At 71.0% G+C, this 19,836-nt stretch carries 14 protein-coding genes and 1 pseudogene; 8 read left to right on the forward strand and 7 right to left on the reverse strand.

Annotated elements, in window-relative coordinates; all coding sequences use genetic code 11:
• Positions 1–2: 2 nt before the first annotated feature.
• The 5 genes from BN159_RS39415 to BN159_RS39435 all read left to right on the forward strand — a co-directional run bounded on the left by BN159_RS39415 (position 3) and on the right by BN159_RS39435 (position 6,514).
• A complete protein-coding gene (locus BN159_RS39415) occupies positions 3–1,178 on the forward strand; it encodes a hydroxymethylglutaryl-CoA synthase (protein ID WP_015662660.1) in 1,176 nt (391 codons plus the stop codon).
• 63 nt (positions 1,179–1,241) lie between these two features.
• The gene (locus BN159_RS39420) at positions 1,242–2,216 is read left to right on the forward strand and encodes a 3-oxoacyl-ACP synthase III family protein (protein ID WP_015662661.1); all 975 of its coding nucleotides are present in this window, start codon (positions 1,242–1,244) and stop codon (positions 2,214–2,216) included.
• Between the two features lie 23 nt (positions 2,217–2,239).
• Complete coding sequence (locus BN159_RS39425; protein WP_041820473.1) at positions 2,240–4,198, forward strand: FAD/NAD(P)-binding protein; 1,959 nt, start codon at positions 2,240–2,242, stop codon at positions 4,196–4,198.
• Positions 4,188–5,612 (forward strand): nitrosuccinate lyase, encoded by a 1,425-nt coding sequence (pcaB, locus tag BN159_RS39430; RefSeq protein ID WP_015662663.1) that lies wholly within the window; start codon positions 4,188–4,190, stop codon positions 5,610–5,612. The genes BN159_RS39425 and pcaB overlap by 11 nt, the downstream gene beginning before the upstream one ends.
• 137 nt (positions 5,613–5,749) lie before the next feature.
• On the forward strand, positions 5,750–6,514 hold the full coding sequence (locus BN159_RS39435; RefSeq protein WP_041820474.1) for a GNAT family N-acetyltransferase: 765 nt from the start codon (positions 5,750–5,752) through the stop codon (positions 6,512–6,514).
• 48 nt (positions 6,515–6,562) lie between these two features.
• Here the strand turns inward: BN159_RS39435 and BN159_RS44450 are convergent.
• From BN159_RS44450 to BN159_RS39455, 3 genes and pseudogenes are all read right to left on the reverse strand, one after another.
• Positions 6,563–7,436: pseudogene (locus BN159_RS44450) on the reverse strand (IS5 family transposase).
• A 70-nt stretch (positions 7,437–7,506) separates the two neighbouring features.
• The gene (locus tag BN159_RS39450; RefSeq protein ID WP_015662667.1) at positions 7,507–7,695 is read right to left on the reverse strand and encodes a MerR family transcriptional regulator; all 189 of its coding nucleotides are present in this window, start codon (positions 7,693–7,695) and stop codon (positions 7,507–7,509) included.
• Positions 7,692–8,099, reverse strand: a complete 408-nt coding sequence (locus tag BN159_RS39455; protein ID WP_106435822.1) for a hypothetical protein — start codon at positions 8,097–8,099, stop codon at positions 7,692–7,694. Before BN159_RS39455 ends, BN159_RS39450 begins: the two co-directional genes overlap by 4 nt.
• 416 nt (positions 8,100–8,515) lie before the next feature.
• Here BN159_RS39455 and BN159_RS39460 point away from each other — a divergent pair, with 416 nt between their 5' ends.
• From BN159_RS39460 to BN159_RS39470, 3 genes are all read left to right on the forward strand, one after another.
• Entirely contained in the window at positions 8,516–9,547 is a 1,032-nt protein-coding gene (locus tag BN159_RS39460) for a polyprenyl synthetase family protein (protein WP_015662669.1), read from the forward strand.
• A gap of 103 nt (positions 9,548–9,650) precedes the next feature.
• Positions 9,651–10,427: an isoprenyl transferase gene (locus BN159_RS39465; protein ID WP_015662670.1), complete on the forward strand. Its 777-nt coding sequence runs from the start codon at positions 9,651–9,653 to the stop codon at positions 10,425–10,427.
• A 127-nt stretch (positions 10,428–10,554) separates the two neighbouring features.
• On the forward strand, positions 10,555–11,628 hold the full coding sequence (locus BN159_RS39470; RefSeq protein ID WP_015662671.1) for a methyltransferase: 1,074 nt from the start codon (positions 10,555–10,557) through the stop codon (positions 11,626–11,628).
• A 72-nt stretch (positions 11,629–11,700) separates the two neighbouring features.
• Here the strand turns inward: BN159_RS39470 and BN159_RS39475 are convergent, their stop codons facing one another.
• The 4 genes from BN159_RS39475 to BN159_RS39490 form a co-directional block, all read right to left on the reverse strand.
• Positions 11,701–12,522 carry an AfsR/SARP family transcriptional regulator gene (locus BN159_RS39475; RefSeq protein ID WP_015662672.1) on the reverse strand — a complete coding sequence of 274 codons (822 nt, stop codon included), beginning with the start codon at positions 12,520–12,522 and terminating at the stop codon, positions 11,701–11,703.
• Positions 12,523–12,865: 343 nt separating this feature from the next.
• Positions 12,866–14,839, reverse strand: a complete 1,974-nt coding sequence (locus tag BN159_RS44455; RefSeq protein ID WP_231905676.1) for a BTAD domain-containing putative transcriptional regulator — start codon at positions 14,837–14,839, stop codon at positions 12,866–12,868.
• Positions 14,840–15,035: 196 nt separating this feature from the next.
• A complete protein-coding gene (locus BN159_RS39485) occupies positions 15,036–15,866 on the reverse strand; it encodes a hypothetical protein (RefSeq protein ID WP_015662674.1) in 831 nt (276 codons plus the stop codon).
• A gap of 135 nt (positions 15,867–16,001) precedes the next feature.
• Entirely contained in the window at positions 16,002–19,832 is a 3,831-nt protein-coding gene (locus BN159_RS39490; protein WP_015662675.1) for an amino acid adenylation domain-containing protein, read from the reverse strand.
• Between the last annotated feature and the right edge of the window lie 4 nt (positions 19,833–19,836).

The following is a 19,836-nucleotide window of genomic DNA, read 5'->3' on the forward strand; positions in this document are numbered from 1 at the left end:
GAATGGCCAACGAGCCCGCCGTAGGAATACACGATCTGTCGTTCGCGACCACCGAGTTCGTCCTCCCGCACACGGTGCTCGCCGAGCACAACGGCACCGACATCGGCAAGTACCACCACGGCATCGGGCAGTGGTCGATGAGCGTGGCCGCCGCCGACGAGGACATCGTGACCATGGGCGCGGCAGCCGCCGCACCGCTCGTCCGGCGGCACGGCAGCGACGGCATCCGCACCATCCTCTTCGCGACCGAGTCCTCCATCGACCAGGCGAAGTCGGCCGGCATCTACGTCCACTCCCTGCTCGGACTGGACTCGGCCACCCGGGTCGTCGAACTCAAGCAGGCCTGCTACGGCGCCACGGCGGCCCTCCAGTTCGCCGTCGGCCTGGTCCGCCGCGACCCCGGGCAGCGGGTGCTGGTGATCGCCTCCGACGTCTCCAAGTACGAGCTGGACAGCCCCGGCGAGGCCACCCAGGGTGCCGCCGCCGTGGCCCTGCTGGTCGGCGCGGATCCCGCGCTGGTGCGCGTCGAGGAGCCCTCGGGGGTGTTCACCGCCGACGTCATGGACTTCTGGCGGCCGAACTACCGGGAGGCCGCCCTCGTCGACGGGCAGGAGTCCATCGGCGCGTATCTGCTGGCGGTGCAGGGCAGTTGGAAGGACTACACCGAGCAGGGCGGGCGCACGCTCGACGAGTTCGCCGCGTTCTGCTACCACCAGCCGTTCACGAAGATGGCGTACAAGGCCCACCGCCACCTCCTCAACTACTGCGGCCACGGCGTCGACGAGGACCGTGTCAGCCGGGACCTCGGGCCGACCACGGCCTACAACAGCGTCATCGGCAACAGCTACACCGCCTCGGTGTACCTCGCCCTCGCCGCCCTGCTCGACCAGAGGGACGATCTGGACGACCGGCCCGTCGGCTTCCTCAGCTACGGCTCCGGCAGCGTCGCCGAGTTCTTCGCGGGCACCGTCGCCCCCGGCTACCGGGACCACCTGCGCACCACGGCGCACCGCGACGCGATCGACCGCCGCAAGCCCGTGGACTACGTCCGCTACCGCGCCCTGCACGAGCACTCCTTCCCGACGGACGGCGGCGACCACCCCACCCTGGCCGACACCACCGGCCCGTTCCGGCTGGCGGCCCTGCGCGGCCACAAGCGGATCTACGAGACGCGTTAGCCGACCGAGCCGGATCCAGACGGCTTGAGCCGTGTCCAGACCGATCGAGGGGAAGACGGGCACATGACCGAAGTCGGGGTCCTCGGCACCGGTGCTCACGTGCCGGACCGGGTTGTCTCCAATGACGAGGCCGGAGCCGGGGCGGGCGTCGACGACGCCTGGGTGGTGCGCAAGACCGCGATCCGGCAACGCCGTTGGGCCGCCCCCGGCCAGGCCACCTCGGACCTGGCAGCGGCCGCCGGACGGGCCGCGCTGGCGGACGCCGGGATCACCGCCGACCAGGTGTCCGTGATCGTCGTCGCCACCTCCACACCCGACCGCCCCCAACCACCCACCGCCGCCTATGTGCAACACCTGCTGGGCGCCGTGGACGCGTCCGCGTTCGACGTCAACGCCGTCTGCTCCGGCGAGGTCTTCGCGCTCGCCGCGGCCGAGGGGATCCTCACCAGAAGGGGTGGCTGCGCGCTGGTCATCGGCGCCGATGTGTACTCCCGGATCCTGAACCCGGCCGACCGCAGAACCGTGGTCCTGTTCGGCGACGGCGCCGGCGCGATGGTCCTGGGCCTGGAGCGGGGCGCCCGCGTCCGCAACCTCGCCACGCACACCTTCGGCGAGCTGTCGGGCCTGATCGAGGTACCCGCGGGCGGCAGCCGACTCCCCGCCGACCGCGCGGCCCGGGAGGCCGGACTGCACTACTTCACGATGGACGGCCGCGCGGTGCGTCGCTTCGTCGAGGACCGACTGCCGTTGCTCACCAAGCAGTTCCTGCACGAGAGCGGCGTCGGCCCCGACGACATCGCCCACTTCGTGCCGCACCAGGCCAACGGAGTCCTCCTCGACTCCGTCTTCGCCGAACTGGCCCTGCCCCGGGCCACCATGCACCGCACGCTCACGCACTACGGCAACACCGGAGCCGCCGCCATCCCGATCACCGTCGCGGAAGCCGCCCGCACCGGAGCCTTCCGGCCCGGCGACCTGATCCTCCTGGCCGGTTTCGGCGGGGGCATGGCCGCGGGGTTCGCGTTGGTCGAGTGGTGAAGACCTCGGCAGAAGCGGAAACCATGTCAACGAGACACTGCACCGTGGGCCTGATCGGCTGCGGCCCACGCGGGCTCTCGGTGATCGAGCGGCTCTGCGCCAACGCCCGCTCGCAGCCCGAGGGCAGTACGGTCCACGTCCATGTCATCGACCCCTACCCGCCCGGCTCCGGCAAGGTGTGGCGCACCGACCAGTCCCGCCATCTGCTCATGAACACCGTGGCCGGACAGATATCCGTGTTCACCGACGCCTCCGTGGACCTGCGCGGCCCGCTGGAACCGGGCCCGAGCCTGTACGAGTGGGCAAAGGCCCTCGTCGCGGGCCGGTACGGCGATGTCTGCCCGGCCCATGTCCTGGAAGAAGCGGGCGAGTTGGGGCCCGACAGCTACCCGACCCGCGCCTTCTACGGGCGGTATCTGCAATGGGCGTACCGGCGCGTCGTCGACGGCGCGCCCGCCGGGCTGACCGTCACCACGCACGCCTGCCGCGCCGTCGCCCTCGACGACGACCCCGACGCCGAGGACAGGACCATGCAGCGCGTGGTGCTCGACGACGGAACCGTCCTGTCGGGCCTGCACGCCGTGGTCCTGTGCCAGGGCCATCTGCCGGCCCGCGCCGACACCCACGAGCGGGAGTTCGCCGCCCGGGCATGCGCGGCGGGCCTGGTCCGCATCGCGCCCGCCAACCCCGCCGACGTCGACCTCGATGTGCTGGCCCCGGGCACCAAGGTGCTGCTGCGCGGGCTCGGGCTGAACTTCTTCGACCACATGGCCGAGTTCACCGTCGGCCGCGGCGGCTCCTTCTCCCGCGCCGCAGGACGGCTCGTCTACCACCCCGGCGGGCAAGAGCCGTATCTCTACGCCGGATCCCGGCGCGGCATCCCGTACCAGGCCCGGGGCGACAACGAGAAGGGCCCCCACGGACGGCACGAGCCGCTGCTGCTCACCGCCGACCGCGTCGCCGAACTGCGGTCCACACACGAGAGGTTCGGCCTCGACTTTCGCACCGACCTGTGGCCGCTGCTTTCCCGCGAGGTCGAAGCCGTCTACTACCGCACGCTGTTCACCTCACGCGGGCACAACGCCCGCGCCGAGCAGCTCCAGGACGACTTCCTGGCGGCCGGAGCGGGGGAGCGGGAGAAGGACGCGGTGCTGTCGGCGTACGGGATCAGCGAGAAGTTCCGCTGGGACTGGGATCTGATCGCCCGCCCTTACCGGGACCGGGAGTTCACCGGCCCCCGGGACTTCACCGACTGGCTCCTGGAGTACCTGCGCAGGGACGTCGCGGAAGCCCGGTGCGGCAATGTCAGCGGCCCGCTCAAGGCCGCCCTCGACGTCCTGCGGGACCTGCGCAACGAGGTCCGCCTCGCCGTCGACCACGGTGGGCTGCACGGCGACTCGTACCGCGCCGACCTGGACGACTGGTACACCCCGCTCAACGCGTTCCTGTCCATCGGACCGCCCGCCCGGCGCGTCGAGGAGATGATCGCCCTGATCGAGGCCGGAGTGCTGAGGGTGATCGGTCCCGGTCTGCGGGTGGCGGTCGACGGCGACGGGTACGGTGCCGGGTCGCCGCTCGTGCCGGGTTCCGAGGTCCGGGTGGACGCGCTCGTCGAGGCCCGGCTGCCCGACATCACCCTGCGCCGGACCGGCGATCTGCTGCTGCGCCGGCTGCTGGCCACCGGGCAGTGCACCACCTACCGCATCCGCACCCGCTCCGGCGGCACCTACGAGAGCGACGGACTGGCCGTCACCGAGCAGCCGTTCCGCCTCGTCGACGCGGCGGGACAGGCACATCCGCGCCGCTTCGCGTTCGGCGTGCCCACGGAGTCGGTGCACTGGGTGACGGCCGCGGGCATCCGGCCGGGCGTCAACTCGGTGACCCTGACGGACTCCGACGCCATCGCCCGCGCGGCGCTCGCCTGTGGAGACGTGGACCGGCGGGACGCTCACACCGGAAAAGGACTCACCCATGCCCACTGACACCCCTTTGGCCGCTGACCCCGGTCTGCTGGCCCCGGTCTGGGCGGGCACCCCCGTCCTGACCGCCGTCTCCGACGGGGCGTGGCTCCAGGCCATGCTGGACGCCGAGGCCGCGCTGAGCCGGGCCCAGGCCGGGCTCGGCACGGTGCCCGCCACCGCCGCACAGGTCATCACCGAGGCAGCCCGCGCCGACCGGCTCGACCTGGTCGCCCTGGCCCGGCAGTCCCGTGAGTCCGCGAACCCCGTGGTGGCGCTGGTACGGGAGTTCACCGCGCTGGTCGCCGCCCGGGACCCCGAGTCGGCCCGCTGGGTGCACCTGGGCTCGACCAGCCAGGACATCCTCGACACGGCCACCGTCCTGGTCGTCGGCCGGGCCCTGCGCCTGATCCGCGCCGACCTCGAACGCGTCGAGGAATCGCTCGCCCGACTCGCCCGGGACCACCGGGACACCCTCCTGGCGGGCCGCACCCTGGCCCTGCACGCGGTGCCCACCACCTTCGGGCTCAAGGCGGCGGGCTGGCGCCACCTCGTCCTGGACGCGGTGGCGAAACTGGACGCACTGAGCGCCGACGGGCTGCCGGTCCAACTCGGGGGCGCGGCAGGCACGTTGGCCGGATACCTCACCTCCGTGCCGGATGCCGATCCGGCGGTGTACGTCCAGGAGCTGACCGACGCCTTCGCGGCCGAACTGGGCCTGTCCGCCCCCCTCGTACCGTGGCATGTGCTGCGCACCCCCGTGGTGGACACGGCGACAGCCACCGCATTCCTCTGCGGAGCCCTCGGCAAGATCGCCGTGGACGTGCTGTCGCTGACCCGGACCGAGGTCGGCGAGGTCCATGAACCGGCGCCCGGCGGCCGGGGCGCCTCCTCGGCGATGCCGCACAAGCGCAACCCCGTGCTGGCCACGGCCATCAGATCCGCCGCGCTCCAGGCGCCGCAGCTCGCCGCGACGGTGCTGGGCTGCCTGACCGGCGAGGACGAACGCTCCGCCGGTGCCTGGCACGCCGAATGGGAGCCCCTGCGCACCTTGCTGCGGCTGGCCGGAGGCGCGGCCCACCAGACCGTGGAACTGGTCTCCCAGCTCTCGGTGGACGCGGAACGGATGCGCGCCAACACCCGGATCACCGGCGGCCTGATCGTGTCCGAGCGCATCGCCGCCGTACTCGCCCCGGCCCTCGGCAAGGCCGCGGCCCGGGACCTGCTGAACGAGGCGTCCGCCCGCTCGGCCCGCACCGGCGAACCCCTGGCCGACGTCCTGCGACAGGACAGCCGGGCGTCCGCGGTCCTCGCCGACGCCCAGCCGACCTGTCCGGCCGACCTGTTCGAGCCGGAGGCCTATACCGGGGCCGCGGGCCCGCTGACGGACCGCGCGCTGTCGAGGAAGCTGCCCACGACCGGCGGGGAAGCCGCCTAGGGCCTGTATCGAATGTGCAGGTCGCCAGCGACACTGTCGGCGGACGACCCAAAATCACGTGCGGTCTTCGCCTGGTCATGCTGTGATCATTCGCTGTGAATGCCCATCTTCTCGATGAAGCCGACTTGACGGACAGGATGGAAAGGAACCTGGCGGAACATGCCTGTCACTTGCATCGGAGCATGACCGGTGCGGCCGTCACGGAGACGGGTGACCTCCTGGTCGCCGACAGCGGCCTGGACGACGACACTTTCAATATCGTTGCCGCGGCTCGCTTCACCGCCGCCACCGCGTCGGCACGTATCACCGGGACCGCTCGGACGCTGGCTCGCACCGGCCGCCGCTTCTCCTGGTGGGTGGGGCCTGCCTCGACACCACCGGACCTCACCGCCCGCCTGGCGGCGGCCGGCATGCCGGCGTCCGAACGCGAGACAGCCATGTGGGCCGAGCTGGACGACACCCTGCCGCTGCCCGCCGCCCAAGGACTGGACATACAGACGGTGGCCACGCCCGAACAGCTCGCCGACTATGCTGCGGTTCTCGCTGCGAACTGGGACCCGCCTGCTGACACCGTGTGCCGCTTCTTCGCCCAGGCGGCCCCGCAGGCTCTGGCCGCGCACTGCCCGGCCCGGTACCTGGTCGGCTACGTGCAGGGCCGTCCGGTCTGTTCGGCCGAAGTGTTTCATCACGCGGGGGTTGCCGGGATCTACAGCATCTGCACCCTGGCTGCCCACCGCCGACGTGGCTACGGAGGTGCCATCACGCTCGCCGCACTCCGCACGGCCCGCGACCGAGACCACCGCATCGCGGTCTTGCAGGCGTCAGCCGACGGCGAGCCCGTCTACCGCCGCCTGGGTTTCCGCTCCTGTGGCCAGTTCACCGAACACACCATCACCCCTTGACCTCCCGGACTCCACAAGCCATCTGCCCGTTCTTCACAACGGTGCTGGTCACAGCCACTCGTTGATGGCCGCTACGAGGACAGTGGCCTCGTAGCGGACCGCGAGTTTGTCGTATCTCGTGGCCACGGCACGGTTCCTTTTGAGGCGATTGATGCCGCATTCGACTGCGTGCCGAGCCTTGTAGTCCTCGGCGTCGAACTTGGGCGGACGACCACCACGCGAGCCGAGCTTCTTGCGGTTACGGGCCTGGTCGGCCTTGTCCGGGATGGTGCAGCGGATGCCTCGGCGTCGCAGGTAGGCGCGGTTCTTACGGGATGCGTATGCCTTGTCGGCACGGACCCGGTCAGGCCGGGTCCGCGGCCGACCGGCACCCCGGCGGGCGACGCGGACCTTCTTCAGGACGGGCTCGAACTGTGGGGAGTCGCCGCGCTGTCCAGCGGTGATCACGATGGACATGGGCTTTGGCCCTGCTCGACGGCCAGGTGCAGCTTGGTGGTCAGGCCGCCGCGCGAGCGTCCGAGGCCGTGGTCGTCCGGCTCGACGGTGACGCCACCGGGCGGCTCGGTCTGCAGGTCCCCCTTTTCCGCGCCCCGGCGGCGTGCTGGTGGGCCCGGCACACGGTGGAGTCGATGTTGAGGTCCCAGGTGATGAGGTCCTTGGCGTCGGCCTGGGCCTGCAGTTCGGTGAAGATCCGATGCCAGGTACCGTCCCGCTGCCAGCGGCGGAACAGGTCGTACACCCTCGCCCAGGGCCCGTACCGCTCCGGCACGTCCCGCCACGGGATGCCGGTACGAGTGCGAAACCGTATGCCGTCGATCAGCTGCCGCCTGGTCCATATCGGCGGACGGCCCGGTTTCTGGCCCCGGGGCAACAACGGCTCCAGCCGCGCCCACTGCGTATCCGTCAGATCTCCACGCGCCACGAAGCAAGATCATCCCACCTCAAGATCCACTTCCGATACACGCCCTAGGAGCGGACTCTCAGAACACGGCCTAGGCCTCGCGCTTGCGGCGCAGGGCGATCTCCGTGAGTTCGTCGATGTCGAACTCCGAGCGGCCCGGCGAGCCGTAACGGGTGATCTTCCCGCGGCTGACCCACTTGCGGATCGTCGCCTCGGACACTCCCGTGGCGAGCGCGGCCACCTTGGTGGGCACCAGTCGGTCGCGCGGCGGCTTCCTCATGCGTCGACAGCCTTCCGCCGCCGCTCCACCAGCGGGCGCAGTGTGATCCACTCGCGCATGTCCCAGGTGTGCCCCGCCGAACAGCGGATGCTGCCGCCGTCCGCCCGGGCCGAAGTGCTGATCCTGCCCGGGCAGTTGGCGACCACGCACTCCCAGGTGAGCGCCGCGGGTTCGCCGGGCTCCGGGTCGATGGTGCGCAGCAACTCCCGGTGCAGCGCGTCGATCTCGTCCGCGAAGTCGGCGGCCGGCGGCTGCTCGGCGATCCAGTCCAGGTGGTCCAGGAGGAAGCGCGTCACCTGCGGGACCGAGCGGGCGGGCGGGACCGCGCCGCGCTCGTCGGCGACGAACTGGGCCCATGACTCGAGGATGGCGAGCAGGTTGTGCCGCGAGTCGAGGGCGGACATGTTGAGGCGGTCCCGGTTCCGGCTCCCGGACACCCGGGGGTGACGGAGCTGCCGGGACGTGGGTAAGACGTGATGCAGCGTTTCCTGGTAGAGACTGGGAAGCGCGCGCAGATTTCCCTCCAACTGCCGGATACGCGAGGCACAAAGGCAGGCGTGAGACTCCATTCGCTTCCTTTCTGACGGAAGAGCGAGAGGTCGCGGCAGAAGCTTCAAACGGGCCCGTTCGATTTCGGCTCGAGCGCACTGGGAGATTTCCACGCGGCGCTTCGGAGTGTCAACGCGCTGCATTCGCGGTCGATCACCACTAAAGGGGAACTCCAGATTCACTCTGCGCGGATCCCGAATCGCGACCCCGAATCCAGACGCCGAATCCCCACCCCGACTCCGCCCCGAGTCCCCATCCCGAGGAGACACCCGTGACCGTGGACGTCACCACCCTGCGCGCCGACCTGCTGCGCCGCGTCGAGGACAAGCTGTGCTCCCACTTGGCCGCCGAACGCGACCTGTGGGCCGAGGTGCACGAAGGCGCCGTGGTCCCCATCGACGCGCTCGCGGAGCTGATCGACTCGGGCGGCAAACGCATCCGGCCCGCGTTCTGCCTCACCGGCTACCTCGCCTCCGGCGGCGACCCGGACGACCCCGGGATCGTGGCGGCCGGTGCGGCCCTGGAGATGCTCCATCTGTCCGCCCTCGTCCACGACGACGTCCTGGACGACTCCGACACCAGGCGCGGACTGCCGACCGTGCACACGAAGTACCGGGAACTCCACGGCGAGCGGGGCTTGCAGGGGGAGTCACGCCGGTACGGCGAGGGCGTGGCGATCCTCGTCGGCGACCTCGCGCTCGTCTACTCCGGGGAGCTGATGTCCGAGGCACCGAGGGCGGCGCTCCCGGAGTGGAACCGGCTGCGCTCCGAGGTGATGATCGGGCAGTACCTGGACGTCCACGCGGCCGCCGAGTTCTCCGTCGACCCCCGTGGCTCCCGGCTGATCGCCCGGATCAAGTCCGGCCGGTACACCATCCACCGCCCCCTCGTGGTGGGCGCGAGCGCGGCGGGCCGGGGCGATCTCGCCCCCGCCTTCGAGGAGTACGGCGAGGCGGTCGGCGAGGCCTTCCAGCTCCGCGACGACCTGCTGGACGCCTTCGGTGACTCCGCGGACACCGGCAAGCCCACCGGCCTGGACTTCGCCCAGCACAAGATGACGCCGCTGCTGGGCTGGGCGATGCAGCGCGACCACCACATCCACACCCTGATGACCGAACCGGGCCACACCCCCGACGAGGTGCGCCACCGCCTCCTGGACACCGGCGTCCCCGAGGACGTGGAGCGCCATATCGCGAACCTCGTCGAACACGGCCGCAAAGCCATCGCCGACGCGCCCGTCGACCGGGTCTGGCGCGCGGAACTGGCCGACATGGCCGAGCGGGTCGCGTACCGCACCGCCTGAGCGGCCGTGAACGACGGCCCGAACAGGGCCGATGGCTGAAGCTCCGCGACGGGCGATACGGTGGCCCCCACTAGCGGTCGGTGGGGACGAAGGGACAGGGCACGTGGCCTATAGGGCGCTCCGCGCGGCATTGGAGGCCGTGTACGTCAAGCGACTGGCGCGCAAGCTGGACGGCAAGCCACGCCCACGGCACGTCGCCATCATGCTCGACGGCAACCGCCGTTGGGCCCGCGGTGCCGGACACGACGACGTGCGCGAGGGCTACCGGGTCGGCGGCGCGAAGGTCGGCGACTTCCTGCGCTGGTGCGACGCGGCGGACATCGAGCACGTCACGCTGTGGATGCTCTCCGACGACAACCTCCACCGGCCCCCGGCCGAACTCGGCCCGCTGCTCGAAATCATCGAGGAGACCGTGGCCAGCATCTGCGCGGCCGACGAGGACTGGCGGATCGAGGTCATCGGCGCCCTCGACCTGCTGCCGGGCGAGACCTCGCGCTCGCTGAAGGACGCCGTGGCGCGCACCACGGGCCGCACCGGACTCAAGGTCGACGTGGCGGTCGGCTACGGCGGCCGACGCGAGATCATCGACGCGGTGCGGTCCGCCTTCGACAAGCACATCTCCGCCGGCGGCGACCCCCGCGAACTGGCGGAGAACTTCGACCTCCAGCACATCTCGGACAACCTCTACTCCCCGGCGGGCCCCGACACCGACTTCATCATCCGCACCTCCGGCGAGCAGCGCCTGTCCGGCTTCCTGCTCTGGCAGTCCGCGTACGCAGAGGTGCACTTCGTGGAAGTCCTGTGGCCCGCCTTCCGGCAGATAGACCTGTTGCGCGCACTGCGCTCCTACGCGGTCCGGGACCGGCGTTACGGCAGGTGACAGCGGCGGACCCGGATCGTGGGCGGCGCCACAGCACTGCTCTACCGGCGCTCCAGAAACGCTCCCGATACTCGGTAGCAGCACTGGAGCGGGGCTCCGCCCCAGCCGCCGATCCGAAGGGATTGCCGTGTCCAACCCTGACGCCGTGCTCGCCCGGATGCGCGAGTACATGGTGGGACCCACCCGGTTCATGATCCTCCATGCCTGCTTCGAACTCGGCATAGTGGAGGCGCTGCGCAAGGAGTCCGGCCTGACCGCGGCGGACCTCGGCGTGGTGGTCGGCGCCAAGCCCGACGCCGTGGAGCAGTTGCTGGTACTGCCGCTGAAGGAAGGCTTCGTCGCCCGGGACGAGACCACCGGCGGCTACACCCTGGGCTCGCTCGCGGATGTCGCCGAGCCGGACCTCCAGCGGGTCCTGACCTTCATGGGCATGATCAAGACCGGCATGATGCGGCAGCTGTACTACCTCAAGGACAGCGTCTCGACCGGCCGTGTGGTCGGCCTCGAGGAGCTCTACGGCTTCGAGGGCACGATGTTCGAGGCGGCGGCCGTGGTCCCGGAGGTACGGGCCGCATGGGGGCCACTGGCTCGGAGTGAGACGGCGAGCGTGTATCCCTGGTTCTTCAGCAGCTTCGACGTGCCGGACGGGGCTCGCGTGCTGGACGCTCGGGGCGGCAACGGCCTCGGGGCGATCATGACCTGTCAGCTGAAGGGGTCGCCCGGACTGCGGGTGACCACCTTCGACCGGCCCGAGCTGGAGGCCGAGTGCCGGAAGAACTTCCAGGCGCAAGGCGTGGCGGAGCAGTGCGACTTCGTGGGCGGTGACGTTCTCGAGTCCCTGCCGGGCGGCTACGACGTGGTGCTGCTCAAGCACTTCGTGGACATGTACGACAAGGACGAGGTCCTCACCATCCTCCGCAACGCCCACGGGGCGCTGGAGCCCGGTGGACAGGTCGTCGTCCTCGCGCCCGTCTACCCCGAGGACATCACGGACCCGGGCGACCTCCAAGCCGACTTCTTCCCGGCCTACATCCTCGGGTGCGTGGTCGGCCGCGGCGGCCTCCAGAAGCTCTCCGCCTACCGGAGCTGGCTGGAGGAGGCCGGGTTCGAGGTCACGAAGGTGAGCGCCAAGGACCCCGCCGAGATCCCGGCGGACGCCATCATCAACCGTGTCGTCATCTGCGCGACGAAGCGGGACTGAGCAGGACTCGGAGGTCCGGTTCCGGGGACGTCCCTGGCACGCACGGCGGACGTCCCCGGACCCGGACCCGTTTCAGGCGGTGTAGAGATCGAACGTGGAGCTGCGCCGGGGCCCGGCGACGACCTCCAGCTGGGGGTCGACGACCAGCATCGCCTGGTGCAGCCGCTGCACCCGCGGCGAGGGTTCCACGCCCAGCCCCTCGATCAGCCGGATCCGTAACGTGCGGTAGACCTCCAGGGCCGACGCCTGCCGCCCCGAGCGGTACAGCGCCACCATGGCCTGCGAGTGGAGCCCCTCGTGCTGCGGATAGCGGGCCGTCAGCTCGGTGAGTTCCGGGATGAGTTCGGTGTGCCGGCCGAGCCGCAGATCGGCGTCGATCCGCCGCTCGACGGTGCCGAGACGGCTCTCCTCCAGACGCATCACCTCGATCCTGAGCACGGGACCGACCCGTACGTCGACCAGCGCCGGACCCCGCCACTGGAGCAGCGCCTGCCGGAAGCGGTCGGCGGCGACGGCGTCGTCACCGGCCTCGAAGGCCGACCGGCCCTCCCCGGCCAGGCGTTCGTAGGTGTGCACGTCGACGCTCTCGTTCGGGATGGCCAGCACATAGCCGCCGTGCCGGGTGGCGAGCACCTCCTTCGCCGTGCCCGGTGCGTCGGGTCCCATGGCGCCGGCCAGGCGTCGGCGCAGCTGAAGTATGTACGTCTGTAAGGTGGCCAGGGCGCTCTGTGGTGGTTTGGTGCCCCACAGTTCTTCCATGAGGGTGGACACGGGCACCACGCGTCCGGGGCTGAGGGCGAGCAGGGACAGCATCTGCCGTGGCTTCCCGGCCGAAGGGACGATCGACTCCCCGTCGACCTCGGCGTTCAGCGTGCCCAGTACCTGGAACTTCATTGTTCTCCCCCGTACGTTGTCGAGTCCCGATGCCGGGTCCCGGCCCCGTGGATGCCGGCGCACGCGCGCGTGCGTGCGCCGTGGGGGAGGCAGCCCTGGGCAGGGGAGTGGGCGATCGGCTCGCGGGAACAATCGGTCCGGCTTGGCCGGATCATTCCGGTGCGCACGCCGACCAGTGTTGTCCATGCGACTTGGGCCGCACTGTTCGGCGACTTGGCGGCGGCTTGGGATGCGGGTGACCGTCAAGCGGAGGTCAAGTCACCGGGCAGTCCCGCTCAAGCCCCCGCACGGACCCGAAACGCCGTGGCGGCGGCGACCGACTGAATCACATCGCCCTCAAGCCTCACTCGGCCGCTCGGAAGATGCTCCCCTTCCACGGCTGTACGGCCGCGGCGCGGATCCGGCGCAGCAGATGGACCCGGCGCAGCCGCCCCATCGTCTGGTACAGCACCTCGGCAGTCAGAGAATGCGTGAAGGAGTACCAGCCGAGCCGCTGTTCGTCCTCCCCGACCAGACCGGCCGCGACGATGGCGTCGACGACCCTCAGCGCCTCGCCCAACTCGATCGAGGAGGCCTCGGCGACGACGTCGATGGCGAAGGTGCGCCCGGCGATGGCGGCGACGGACAACAACTCGACGGCCGTCGGCCCGAGTCGGGCGACCCGGCCCAGCACCACCTCGCGCACGGGTGGCGGCACCGGTGCCGGACGGGCCCGGCCGACGCGCTCCCCGGCGTCCAGCGCCTTGATCAGTTCCCGCAGGTAGAAGGGGTTGCCTCCGGTGCGGTACCGCAGTTCCTCGACGCCGGCCGCGCTCGTCTCCCGGTGCAGCATGGCGGTCGCCAGCGCCCGGGCCTCCGTGACGCTCAGCCCGTTCAGCTCCACCCGCGTCACCTCGGCGCGGGCCAGCGCGGCCGTCGTCTCGGCCAGGGCCGCCGCCTCGTCGGAGCGGTAGGACACCGCCACCAGCAGCCGGCTGGTGTGCACGGACTCGGCGAGGTGGGCCAGCAGCCGCAGCGAATACGGGTCCGCCTGATGCAGATGGTCGAGCACGATGACCAGGGGCCGGGCGTAGGAGGCACGGGTCAGGTAGTGAACGATGGCCTCGAACTGCCGCAAGGTGGCGGTGTCTGCGTCGGCACCGTGCAGCGGCTGTCCGGTCTCGCCGCTCAGCACCTCGGCGACGGGGGCGGGCACCGGACGGCGCGGGCAGTGGGTGCCCGCCATCCCCAGCACCTGCCGCCAGGGCCACAGCGGCGGGGTGGCGACATGCCCGGGGCAGGCGCCCCACAGCACCGGCATGCCGGTGGCCAGCTCACCGAACCGCCGCAGCAGGCTGGTCTTGCCGATGCCCGGCTCCCCGGACACCGTCACGACCTGCCCGCGGCCGCCCGCCGCCTCGGCCGCGCCCGCCGCCAGATGCCGCAGTGCCGCGTCCCGGCCGACGAAGATCTCCTCGTCCAAGGCCGTCGTGACGGCCGGTGGCGCGGGCACCCGCGTCGGGGGCGCCTGCGGTGGCCCGGCCACCGCCTCAGGTCTCGCCGGTGCCGCGGTCGCCGTGCCGACGGGGGTCGGACGCCAGTCCAGTGCCGGGGCGTGGCTGAGGATCTCGCGTTCCAGATGTTGCAGCGCGGGCCGGGGGTCGATGCCCAACTCCTCGCCCAGCCGCCGCTGGTTGGTGCGCAGAACGGCCAGCGCGTCGGCCTGCCGCCCGGCTCGGTACAGCGCCAGGCTGAGCAGCTCGCATCCGTACTCGCGCAGCGGGTGGGCCTGCATGAAGGCCTCCAGTTCGGCGACCGCCATCTCGTGGGCGCCCACCGCCAGCAGCGCCGCGCAGCGTCCCTCCACGGCCGACAGCCGCAACTCCCCGAGCCGCGCCACCTCGGCCGCCACATGGACCGAATGCGACACCTCGGGGTAGGCCTCGCCCCGCCACAGCGCGAGCGCCGACTCGAACTCGCTCAACGCCTCCTGCGGATCACCACGGTTCCACGCCTGCCACCCCGCTTTGGCACGCCCTTCGAACCGGTGGACGTCCACCGCGACGACCTGACCGTCCAGCAGATAGCCCTGGTCGTTGGTGTGCAGCACCCTGGTCGGGGTCCGGGGCGCACGGCCCGGTTCCAGGACGCGGCGCAGATTCGCCACGTAGGACTGCAACGACGTCATCGCCGAGGCCGGCGGGGATTCGGCCCAGAGCGCCTCCAGCATGACGTCCACCGGCACCGGCCGGCCGAGCCGGCTGACCAATAACGCGACCAGCTTGCGCTGTTTCGGCGCCCCCAAATCCACCGGCCGGCCGAGGACTTCCGCCTCCAATGGACCGAGCGCCCGGAATTCGGCTTTGGGCGGGCCGATTTCCCGCGTTCCTGAATTCTGTAAATGGGCGCGGCCGTCACGTGTCACGAAATTCCCTCCGGGTGAATGAAAGCACCCGCGAACCCCCGTCGGCCCCCGCGCACGCTTGAGTATGTTTAGCGGGCAGATCGGTGTCAAGGCTGGATAACGGGGCTGGTCAGGAGAGTTCTCCGGGGTGTACGACGGTGTACTCGCCGCGTGCCATCCGGTAGCCGAGCTGGAATCGGTGCTCCGCGCCGTACTGTTCGCGCAGCGAGGCGATGTGGCCCTGTACGGATCGCAGGCTCATGCCAAGACGGCGGGCGATGGCCTTGTCGGAACGGCCCTCGATCAGCAGCGCCTTGATGGCCTGCCGCACATCGGGCACCACCTCGCGTGCGGCGTCGGCCGCCCGCACCGGCCGGAACGGGAACCGCTCGGCCCGTACCCACGCCTTCTCGAAGACCCCCAGGAGGAAGGCGATGACCGCGCGGTCCCGGATCAGCGCCGCGCTGTGCTCACCGCCGGGGATGAAGGCGACCTCGCCGTCGACGACGACCAGCCGGTCGAAGAACTCCGGGAGCGTGCGCACCTGTACGTTCCGGTGCTCCATGACCTGCTGGACGTACCTCTTCTTCGGTGCGGAGAACCGGGCGCTGTGCTGGAAGAGCATGCGCAGGGCGACGCCCCGGGTCAGCGGCTCACGGACCGCGGCGTAGCCCCCGTCCAAGGCTGCCCCCGGGCCCGGCTCGTCCGGCTGGGCCGTGAGGATCTCGCGCTTGGCCCGCCACAGGGCGTCGCCGATCGCCTCCCGCACGGTCTCCAGGCCCTCGACGTACTGGATCCGGCCCGCGGTCTCGGTGCCGTCGGCGAGGAGCAGTCGGCCCGCGGTCTCGGTGGCGTACCGTTCGAGGCCGCTGAGCGTGTCGGCGATCCGCAGCAGGGACTCCAGCGGTGATGCGGCGGGCGACAGGGCGTCCCGGGTCTGCCCGCTGCTGCCTGCGCTCATGACGTTTCCCCCGTGTCTCGAAACCCCCTGGCCGTCCCGATCCTTCGTGAAGCCCTTCGGACCTCGCAAGCAAGAACGGGGCCGCCCCAGTGATCCTGGCTTCGGACTCCAGCGGTGTTCCGTACCCGGGCATGGTCACGCCCTGGACCGTTGGGCCGGCGTACGGGGGGTGGCGCGCTGAAGCGCCCTGGCCAGCTCGCCGACGCCGGGTTCGCGCAGGGCGCCGTAATGGTCGGTCTCCAGCTGGACGATGTCCGGAACCGTAGGTCCGAACCGGCCCTCGATGAAAGAGGGTTCGTCGTCATGGGCCCGGAACACCGTGACGGGAGCGCGGAGTTGGTGAGCGGGGAGAGTGCGGTCGTAGGTGAATCCGTACGTACGGCACACCACCGCCACCACTCGGCGGATCAGCCCGGGGTCGAGCTGTGGGAACCGTCCCTCGACGAACCGCGAGAAGCTCTCCGCGTCGACGCTGTGGCGCAGGCACTCCTCGACGGCAGGGCCGCGGACGGTCCCCGCGAAGACGGAGAAGAGGACGGTGGTGAAGGCGGGGTCGGCGAAGTCGGCCGTGCGCGCCGTCGGCCGGGCGGCCCCCGGCACCCGCGGTGCTCCCGGCGCCAGCAGGAACACCCGCTCCACCCGCTCGCCGGACGCTTCCAGTTGCCGGGCCGCCTCGTAGGCGACGCGCGCGCCGAAGGAGTAGCCCCACAGTGTGTACGGGCCCTGCGGCTGGACGCGCCGCAGCGCCGCGACGTCCTCCGCGGCCATCTCCTCGACGGACGACAGTGGCGTCTCGCCCTCGTTGACACCCCGGGCCTGGATGCCGAGGACCGGCCGCTCGCCCGGCGCGCGGGCCGCGAGGAGCCGCAGGTTCATCGTGACCCCACCGAGTCCCGGCCAGCAGAACACCGGCGGCTCATCGCTCCCCGGGCGCAGCGGGGTGATCCGGGAGGCGCCGATGGCGGCGCGGGCGCTGACCGCCTCGGCCAGCTTCGCCACCGTGGTCGCCTCGAACAGCACTTGGAGCGGCAGGGCGCACCCGAACGCCTCATTGACCCGCTTGACCAGGGCGACCGCGATCAGGGAGTTCCCGCCGAGCTGGAAGAAGTCGTCGTGCACGGAGACGAAGTCCCGCTTGAGGGCCGCCTGCCACAGTCCGCACAGCCGCGCCTCGGTCCGGTCGCGCGGCTCCACCACGGGACGGGCCCGGGCCGTGGCCTCCTCGACGAACCCTTCGAGGGCCTTGCTGTCGAGTTTGCCGTTGGGGGTGTGCGGCAGCTCGGGCACGATCAGGATCCGGCTGGGCAGCATGTACTCGGGGAGGGAGCCGACGAGATCGTCTCTGATCAGCTCCTCCGGGCCCTTCATGTGCACCTGGTCCTCGTCCATGCCCTCGTGCCGCAGTTGCGCCTCGCTCACCGTGCCGCCGACGCAGAAGTACGAGGGCCCGGCGGGCAGTTCGGCCTCGCTCAGGATCGCCGCCATCCGACGGGCGGCGGGCAGGTCGTCCCCTGAGCGCGAGCTGTACCCCGCGGGCATGAGACCCAGACGGGCGGTGTTCATCATCAACCGCTGGAGCTCGCGACCCAGGTCCGCATAGCCGGCCTGCTCTCCCGCACGGCTGACGAGCGTGATGCCGAAGCCGGAACGGTCGTACGCGGCCTGGTTGATGGCGATCACATGCCGTTTGAGGATCAGCTGGCCGCTGATCCGGTGCAGGCCGCCGTCCCGGTACCGATACTGGCCGCCGGGCAGTCCGGCCGCGCTGCCCGGATGGAACTGCACGTAGATGTCGAGGGCGCGGTGCGAGGGCGCGGCCGTCCAGGGCACGACGTCGTAGGAGCCCAGGTAGTGGTCGTCCTCGCCGCAGTCCAGCAGCCGGGGCAGCCCGGTGTCGTACGGTGCCTCGGCGAGGGCGAGTCCATGGGCGGGCAGCACCTCGTCGAACAGGCCCGCCATATGGCCGGCCTCCATCTCCAGGACCTCCTGGACGTTCTTCTTGTACACGGGCTCGATCGCCGGTGTGCGGCCCACGAAGTGCACCCGGACACGGGGCAGTTCGGTCGCCTCGGTACGGCGGATCAGCACCAGTTCGTGATGGATCGGGTGGTAGTAGTAGTGGCCCGTTGCCAGGCCCGCGAGGCCGTTGAGCTCCAGGTACAACTGGGCCGCGTACAGGGATCCGGGGGAGGCGTAGGCGTACTTTGGCAGCAGACGCTGGTCACTCGTGTACTGGCCGAAGTCACGTAGCAGCGCGCCCAGTTCGTCGACGGTGAGCGCTTCCGGGCGGCGAGCCGGGGCGCCCTCGGTCCGCCGCTCGATCGCCGCCAGTACGTCCTCGGCGCGCAGGGGACCGCCGTCGTAGAAGCGGTAGGTCTTGCGGGCGAAGGCCCGGCGCCGCTGCTCGGGGGAGGGCGTGGCGCCGGGCAGGGGTAAGGCGGGCCGCCTGGAGAGGTCGGACGCCTGCCGTACTCCGGGGTTGGACAGTTGGGCCCGGACCTGGAGGCGGGAGGACTTGGACACATGGTGGGCGCCGAACTCGCCCTGGTCCATCAACGCGGCCTCGCGGGGGGACAGTTCGATGCACGCCACCAGGCTCCGTGCCTCGGTGAGCGGATCGGTGCGCAACAGCACGGCCGCGTTCCGCACCCAGTCGTGGGCCTCGATGGCCAGCCGTATCTCGTCCAGCTCGATGCGGAAGCCGCGCAGCTTGACCTGGTTGTCGGCCCGGCCCACGAACTGGGCGCTGCCGTCGGGGTTCCAGTGGGCCAGATCGCCGGTGCGGTACAGGCGTTCCCGGCCGTCCGCCGGCGGCCGGAAGCGGTCGACGGTGAGATCGGGCCGGTGCAGGTAGCCGCGCGCCAACTGGACCCCGCTGATGTGCAGTTCGCCTGTCTCTCCCGCTTTCACGGGACGGCCCTCGACGTCCAGGATGTGGTAGCGCAGACCGGTGACGGGCGTGCCGATCGGAAGGGTCTCCGGGCCCTTGCCGAGGGCCGCGGGGTCGACGACATGGGCCGAGGTGTTGATGGTGCACTCGGTCGGGCCGTAGAGGTTGACCAGAGTCGTGTTCGGCAGGGCCCGGTTCAGCCTGCGCGCGAGCGACCGCGACAGTGCCTCGCCGCCGCTGAAGAGGTGGACGAGCGAGGTGCAGCGGTCGAGTTCGTCGGTGTCGACGAGGGCCTGGAGCAGCGTAGGGACGCACTGCAAGGTCGTCACGCCATGGCGGGCGACGGTCTCGATCAGGCGCACGGGATCCCGGTGGATGCCGCCGGACCCGACCACCACCCTGCTGCCCCAGGCGTTGGCCAGGATCTCCCACTGGGCCGCGTCGAACCCGATCGGCGTCTTGTGCAGGACGGTCCGGTCCGCGTCCAGCGCGAACGTGTCGGCGAGCCAGCGCATCTGGTGCGTGAGGGAACGGTGCTCGATCGCGACGCCCTTGGGGCTCCCGGTGCTGCCCGAGGTGTAGAGGATGTACGCCAGATCCGCGGGGCGTGGACCCGCGGGCAGCTCGGCCGGGTCCGCGCCCGAGCGGCTCTTCCTGAACTCCACCACGTCTTCGAGGGTGATGACGGCGGTGGCCGCGCCGAGGAACTCCGCGAGTCGGCCGCGCAGATGCTCCTGGGTGAGGACGACACCGGTCCGGGCATCGCGGGCGACATGGCGCAGCCGCTCCCGCGGGTAGTCGGGGGAGAGCGGCAGAAAGGCCCCGCCCGAGCGCAGCACACCCCAGGCGCCGATCACCAGGTCCAGCGAGGGTTCGACGAAGAGTCCCACACAACCTTCCGCGCGGATGCCGAGGTGGTGCAGGAACCGCGCCACGTCATCGGCTTGGTCGGCCAGTTCGCGAAAGGTGAGCGACTCGCCCTCGTGGACCACGGCGAGCTCGCCGGGACGGGCCCTCGCCTGGGCGTTCAGCAGATCGGGCAGACAGGTCCCGGCGGCTTCCTGAGTCTTCAGCAACGTA

This window comes from Streptomyces davaonensis JCM 4913, from assembly GCF_000349325.1.
Classification (GTDB): Bacteria; Actinomycetota; Actinomycetes; order Streptomycetales; family Streptomycetaceae; genus Streptomyces; species Streptomyces davaonensis.